Below are 4,680 nucleotides of genomic sequence, written 5' to 3'. Positions count from 1 at the left end.
CCGTCCGACCCGCGGGGCCAGCCCCTCCCACCCGCACTCTTCCCAAGTCACCGTCATGGCCCGACGCTAGCCCCAGCGGACGGCGGAGGGCCCGGCGCGGTGCCCGTGGCGCCCCGGACTCGGGTCACCCGTAGGCGCCCCCGTGTCCCACATCACCCCCCGCCGGGCCCGGTGGCCCCGCGCCCCGCTCGTACCCGCCGGTAGGAAGCGGTGCGACATCGTCGGACAGGTCGGTACACGTCGGCACGACATGGCTGGACCGGCCTTGCCGGGGGCGTACCCCACCGCCGTACACTGGGCTGGGAGTGTTGGCACTCGCCCGCGGTGAGTGCCAAGGGGGATGTCGCGCGGGAGACGAGCTGGAGGTGTGCGCGGATGCTCAGTGAACGCAGGCTCCAGGTGCTGCGCGCCATCGTCCAGGACTATGTGGGCACCGAGGAGCCGGTGGGGTCGAAGGCCCTCACCGAGCGGCACAACCTCGGCGTGTCCCCGGCGACGGTCCGCAACGACATGGCGGCGCTGGAGGACGAGGGCTTCATCGCCCAGCCCCACACCAGCGCGGGCCGCATCCCCACCGACAAGGGGTACCGGCTCTTCGTCGACAAGCTGGCCGGCGTCAAGCCGATGACCGGGCCCGAGCGACGCGCCATCCAGAACTTCCTGGACGGCGCCGTCGACCTGGACGACGTGGTCGCGCGGACCGTGCGGCTGCTCGCCCAGCTGACCAGGCAGGTCGCCGTCGTGCAGTACCCGTCGCTGACCCGCTCGACGGTGCGGCACGTGGAGCTGCTGTCGCTGGCCCCCGCCAGGCTGATGCTCGTGCTGATCACGGACACCGGCCGGGTGGAGCAGCGGATGGTCGACTGTCCGGCGCCGTTCGGAGAAACGTCTCTCGCGGATCTGCGCGCCCGGCTGAACAGCCGGGTCGCGGGCCGCAGGTTCACCGATGTGCCCCGGCTGGTCGAGGACCTGCCGGAGGCGTTCGACGTCGAGGACCGGGGTACGGTCTCGACGGTGCTCTCCACACTGCTGGAGACCCTTGTCGAGGAGAACGAGGAGCGGCTGATGATCGGCGGCACCGCCAATCTGACCCGCTTCGGACATGACTTCCCCCTCACCATCCGGCCCGTCCTCGAAGCCCTCGAGGAACAGGTCGTCCTCCTCAAGTTGCTGGGGGAGGCGGGGGATTCGGGCATGACCGTCCGCATCGGTCACGAGAACGCGTATGAGGGACTCAACTCCACGTCCGTCGTCTCGGTCGGCTACGGTTCGGGCGGCGAGGCAGTCGCCAAACTGGGCGTGGTCGGACCCACGCGCATGGACTATCCGGGAACGATGGGAGCGGTACGAGCGGTGGCACGGTACGTCGGACAGATCCTGGCGGAGTCTTAAGTGGCCACGGACTACTACGCCGTACTCGGCGTGCGCCGCGACGCGTCCCAGGACGAGATCAAGAAGGCGTTCCGCAGGCTCGCTCGCGAGCTGCACCCGGACGTCAACCCCGATCCGAAGACGCAGGAGCGGTTCAAGGAGATCAACGCGGCGTACGAGGTTCTCTCGGACCCGCAGAAGAAGCAGGTCTACGACCTCGGCGGCGACCCGCTGTCCCAGGCGGGCGGCGGAGGCGCGGGCGGCTTCGGCGCCGGTGGCTTCGGGAACTTCTCGGACATCATGGACGCCTTCTTCGGCACGGCGTCCCAGCGCGGCCCCCGCTCGCGTACGCGCCGCGGCCAGGACGCGATGATCCGGCTGGAGATCGACCTCGACGAGGCCGCCTTCGGCACGACGAAGGACATCCAGGTCGACACGGCCGTGGTGTGCGGCACCTGCAGCGGCGAGGGCGCGGCCCCCGGCACGAGCGCGCAGACCTGTGACATGTGCCGTGGCCGTGGTGAGGTCTCGCAGGTCACACGGTCCTTCCTGGGCCAGGTCATGACCTCGCGGCCCTGCCCGCAGTGCCAGGGCTTCGGCACGATCGTCCCGAACCCGTGCCCCGAGTGCGCGGGCGACGGGCGGGTGCGGTCGCGGCGGACGCTGACGGTGAAGATCCCCGCCGGCGTCGACAACGGCACGCGCATCCAGCTCGCCGGTGAGGGCGAGGTCGGGCCCGGCGGCGGTCCCGCCGGTGACCTGTACGTCGAGATCCACGAGCTGCCGCACCCGACGTTCCAGCGGCGCGGCGACGACCTCCACTGCACGGTGACGATCCCCATGACCGCGGCGTCGCTCGGCACGAAGGTGCCGCTGGAGACGCTGGACGGCCTGGAGGAGGTCGACATCCGGCCCGGCACCCAGTCCGGCCAGTCGATCCCGCTGCACGGGCGCGGTGTCACGCATCTGCGCGGCGGGGGCCGTGGCGACCTCATCGTCCACGTCGAGGTGCAGACCCCGACGAAGCTCGACCCCGAGCAGGAGCAGTTGCTGCGGCAGCTGGCGGCGCTGCGGGGCGAGGAACGGCCGACGGGGCAGTTCCAGCCGGGGCAGCAGGGGTTGTTCTCGCGGCTGAAGGACGCGTTCAACGGCCGCTAGCCGGTTCGTTCGGCCGCGGGGGCGTGGGGGCTGGTCGCGCCCACGCGGCGGAGCCGCATGTGTCACCGCCCCGCGCCCCTGAAAAGCCGGGGGCCGCGCCCCCGTGCTCTTCCATGAGGGACCACGAACCACCCGACGCCGACCCCCGCACCACCGGATTCGGCCGAGATTCGGGGACGTGACAACATGCGGCCATGTCCTCCTCCGCACTGACCGATCTCTTTCCTCTCCCGATCGTGCAGGCCCCGATGGCGGGCGGTGTCTCCGTCCCGCCGCTGGCCGCCGCCGTGTCCGAGGCCGGGGGCCTGGGGTTCCTGGCCGCCGGGTACAAGACGGCCGACGGGATGTACCAGGAGATCAACGCACTCCGGGCGCTCACCTCACGCCCGTTCGGCGTGAACCTGTTCATGCCGCAGCCCGAGTACTCGGAGCCCGCCGCCGTCGAGGTCTACGCGGAACAGCTGGCCGGTGAGGCCTCCTGGTACGCCACGGAACTGGGCGACCCCGACAGCGGGCGGGACGACGGCTACGAGGCCAAGCTCGCCGTCCTCCTCGACAACCCCGTCCCGGTGGTCTCCTTCCACTTCGGCTGCCCGACCCCCGAGGTCGTCGAGTCCCTCGCCCGCAAGGGCACGCTGATCCTCGTCACCGCGACCTCCGCGGAGGAGGCGCAGGCCGTGGAGCGGTCGGGCGCCCACGCGGTGATCGTGCAGGGTGTCGAGGCCGGCGGCCACCAGGGCACCCACCGGGACGACCCCGAGCGTGACTGCGCCGGCATCGGACTGCTCGCCCTCGTCGCCCAGGTCCGGGAGGCCGTGGCCCTGCCGATCGTCGCGGCCGGCGGGATCATGCGCGGCGGCCAGATCGCCGCCCTCCTCACGGCGGGCGCGAGCGCCGCCCAGCTCGGTACGGCGTTCCTCGCCACGCCCGAGTCCGGGGCCGCCGCCGTGCACAAGCGGGCCCTGACCGACCCCCTGTTCGTGCGGACGGAGCTGACCCGCGCGTTCTCCGGGCGCCCGGCCCGAGGACTGGTCAACCGCTTCATGCGCGAGCACGGGCCCTACGCGCCCGTCGCCTACCCCGAGGTCCACCATCTGACGTCGCCGTTGCGCAAGGCCGCCGCCAAGGCCGGGGACGCGCAGGGCATGGCCCTGTGGGCCGGACAGGGGCACCGGATGGCGCGGGAACTGCCCGCCGGGGAACTGGTCGCGCTGCTGGCCGCCGAGATCGCCGAGGCGCGGGCCGCGGTCGTCTCCGCCGGGATCGGCACGGCCGGGCCCGGTTCGGCGTCCGCGCAGACCTCCGCGCAGGGTCCCCCGCCGGCCTCCGCTTCCGGTTCCGACGAGGCCGGCTCCGGGGCCGCCGCGGGCGGTGCGGGCCGATGACCGCTCCCGTCTTCGTCGTCGAGTCGCTGGAGCTGCCGCCCGGCAGCGGCGGCGAGTTCGTCCTCGACGGGCCCGAGGGGCGGCACGCCGTCTCCGTGAAGCGGCTGAGGCCCGGCGAGGACGTCGTCCTCACCGACGGGCGCGGGCGCTGGGCCGAAGGGATCGTCAAGGCGGCCGAGGGCAAGGACCGGCTCGTGGTGATGGACCTGGAGTCCGTCCACGAGGAGCCGGTCGCGCGGCCCCGGATCACCGTCGTGCAGGCGCTGCCGAAGGGGGACCGGGGCGAGCTGGCCGTCGAGACCATGACCGAGGTCGGCATCGACGCGATCGTGCCGTGGGCGGCGTCGCGGTGCATCACCCAGTGGAAGGGCGAGCGCGGGCTCAAGGCCCTCGCGAAGTGGCGGGCGACCGCGCGCGAGGCGGGCAAGCAGTCACGGCGCGTACGGTTCCCCGAAGTCGGGGAACCGGCGACGGGCAAGCAGGTCGCCGAGCTGCTCGCGCGGGCGGACTTCGCGGGTGTCCTCCACGAGAGCGGAGACGCTGCGCTGGCCTCGGCCGAACTCCCCTCCGCCGGGGAGATCGTGCTGGTCGTGGGGCCCGAAGGGGGTGTCTCCCCGGAGGAGTTGGCGCTGTTCGCGCAGGCCGGGGCCGGGGCGTACCGGCTGGGGCCGAGCGTTCTGCGGACGTCCACCGCGGGTACGGCGGCGGGGGCGCTGTTGCTGACGCGTACGGGGCGTTGGGGGTGACGGGGGGCGCCTCGTAGCTC

At 72.9% G+C, this 4,680-nt stretch carries 4 protein-coding genes; all 4 read left to right on the top strand.

The genetic code is table 11. The features are described from left to right. The first annotated feature begins 375 nt into the window (after positions 1-375). The gene (gene hrcA, locus AOK15_RS24650) at positions 376-1,392 is read left to right on the top strand and encodes a heat-inducible transcriptional repressor HrcA (protein WP_055520466.1); all 1,017 of its coding nucleotides are present in this window, start codon (positions 376-378) and stop codon (positions 1,390-1,392) included. After that, a complete protein-coding gene (dnaJ, locus tag AOK15_RS24645; RefSeq protein WP_055520464.1) occupies positions 1,393-2,529 on the top strand; it encodes a molecular chaperone DnaJ in 1,137 nt (378 codons plus the stop codon). 194 nt (positions 2,530-2,723) lie between these two features. Then, the gene (locus AOK15_RS24640; protein WP_079058677.1) at positions 2,724-3,914 is read left to right on the top strand and encodes a nitronate monooxygenase; all 1,191 of its coding nucleotides are present in this window, start codon (positions 2,724-2,726) and stop codon (positions 3,912-3,914) included. After that, complete coding sequence (locus AOK15_RS24635) at positions 3,911-4,660, top strand: 16S rRNA (uracil(1498)-N(3))-methyltransferase (RefSeq protein WP_055520461.1); 750 nt, start codon at positions 3,911-3,913, stop codon at positions 4,658-4,660. The genes AOK15_RS24640 and AOK15_RS24635 overlap by 4 nt, the downstream gene beginning before the upstream one ends. The last annotated feature ends 20 nt before the right edge of the window (positions 4,661-4,680 follow it).

Origin of the sequence: Streptomyces ossamyceticus, assembly GCF_001418475.1 — a bacterium.
Taxonomy (GTDB): Bacteria; Actinomycetota; Actinomycetes; order Streptomycetales; family Streptomycetaceae; genus Streptomyces; species Streptomyces ossamyceticus.
Note: the sequence above shows the minus strand (reverse complement) of the source record. Positions and strands in the feature narration are given on the sequence as shown.